The 1700-nt window shown below is 60.7% G+C and carries 4 protein-coding genes; 2 read left to right on the top strand and 2 right to left on the bottom strand.

What is annotated here, in order from left to right; translation table 11 throughout:
* Positions 1-352, top strand: a 352-nt coding sequence (locus Q8R73_RS05370; protein WP_305718498.1) for a phosphotransferase, incomplete at its 5' end; no start/stop codon positions are given.
* Between the two features lie 30 nt (positions 353-382).
* Here the strand turns inward: Q8R73_RS05370 and Q8R73_RS05365 are convergent.
* Positions 383-562, bottom strand: coding sequence for a rubredoxin (locus Q8R73_RS05365; protein WP_305718497.1), 180 nt, complete (start codon positions 560-562; stop codon positions 383-385).
* 50 nt (positions 563-612) lie between these two features.
* Positions 613-1230 (bottom strand): flavin reductase family protein, encoded by a 618-nt coding sequence (locus tag Q8R73_RS05360; protein ID WP_305718496.1) that lies wholly within the window; start codon positions 1228-1230, stop codon positions 613-615.
* 372 nt (positions 1231-1602) lie between these two features.
* On the opposite strand from Q8R73_RS05360, the gene Q8R73_RS05355 reads away from it, so the two are divergent.
* The coding region (locus tag Q8R73_RS05355; protein WP_305718499.1) for a twin-arginine translocation signal domain-containing protein at positions 1603-1700 on the top strand (98 nt) is incomplete at its 3' end.

Below are 1700 nucleotides of genomic sequence, written 5' to 3'. Positions count from 1 at the left end.
CGTGATCCTGACCGGGGAATACATTCCGGAAAATTTTCTGCTGAGTTGCGACGACGGAGACTGGCGGCTTTCCGGGCTGATCGACTTCGGCGACGTGATGACAGGCATGGCCGAGTACGACCTGCTCGGCCCCAGCGCCTTCATGACCGCGGGGATGCCGGGTCGCGTCCGCAGCCTGTTCGGGGGATTCGGCTATTCGAGCGCGCAGTGCGATTTTACTCTGAAACGCCGGCTGATGGCGCTGATGCTGTTGCACCGCTTTAGCGATCCTGTCAGGCACATCTGCATCGAGGGCTGGCAGAACAAGGCCCGCGACCTCTTACAGCTGCAAGAATTGCTCTGGCCGGATTGACCAGCGCCGTACCAGGATCCGTCAATCGAATCACAGCTCGACCATATCGAAATCGCTCTTGGCGGTGCCGCATTCCGGACAGACCCAGTCGTCCGGAATGTCGGACCATCGCGTGCCCGGTGCGAGGCCCTCGTCGGGCGCGCCGGCGGCTTCGTCGTAGATGTAGCCGCAGATGCTGCATTGCCATGATTTGAAGGGCTCGGCGTTCATCTGAATCGTCCTTTCGGCGATGCGAGGGATTTTTCTCGAGCGCAGCGGCGTCAGGCGGCAGGCGCCCCCTGCGCCGCCGGGAACACCATGCGGTCGTCGGTCCGGCAATAGCGGTCCGCGAACATGCGGCCGACCGGATGATAGCGGTCCATGTGCACGCGCATGGCGACCGGATCCCACAATTCGTCGCGGATATGGAAATTGATGCCCTCGCCCATGATGAGCTGGCGGTCGCCGTTCACATCGATGGTTTTCCAGGTCTTGCATTCCATCGACCACGGCGCGTCGGCAAGCCGCGGCACCGCGATCTTGGTCGAGGGCGACAGCTTCAGTCCGAGATAGCCGGGCTCGCCGATCTCGGGCGGAAAGTCGCCGCTGGAATCGTGCATGGCGCGCGCCAGCGGTTCATCGGTCATGTTGACGACGAATTCCCCCGATCGCTGGATGTTGACCACCGTGTCCTTGACGCGGCCGTCGGGCCGCAAATTGGCGGCGAACATGCACAGCGGCGGATCCTCGCAGAACACGTTGAAGAAGCTGAACGGCGCGGCGTTGACCACGCCGGTGGGGCCGATTGTCGTGACCCAGGCGATCGGCCGCGGCAGCACGAAGGCGGTCAGAACCTTGTAGCGGTCGCGAAGGGCAAGGTCGTCAGGAGCGTATTCCATTGGGCATTCCCGGTTTGACCGGATTTTCCGGTGAACCACCTTGTCTCAAAATCCGCCGCGGTTCGATATGGCGCTTTTTTAGTGACCCGACGGCCCGTCGTTGAGCAAGCAGGCTGAACTTCCGCGAATCGCCGGGTGTTGCGTCTTCGCCCAACAAACGAGCCGCCCAATTTACTTGCTTATCAAATGGGCAATAACGTCTCTTTGTATGCAATACCCGCCAGCGCAAGGTTACGCGCCGGAAATCAAACTTGTTTATTCAAAAGTAAAAACAGGGCATTAGCGGCGTTTTAGGCTTCCGTTAAGATTTGGCACGAACTTTGCGATGCCGGTTCCAAAGCAGATTTCCGTCCGCAGCTTTGGGAGCATCACATGAAACGTCGCGATTTTCTGAAATCCGTCACCGGGGTTGCAGCGGGCGCCATGGTGCCGGCGCCGGCGATCTGGTCCGCCGCAAAGGCCCAGGCCCG

Source organism: Bradyrhizobium sp. (assembly GCF_030697065.1).
Taxonomy (GTDB): domain Bacteria; phylum Pseudomonadota; class Alphaproteobacteria; order Rhizobiales; family Xanthobacteraceae; genus Bradyrhizobium.
The sequence above is the reverse complement of the archived record's forward strand: the minus strand, read 5'-3'. Positions and strand labels throughout refer to the sequence as shown.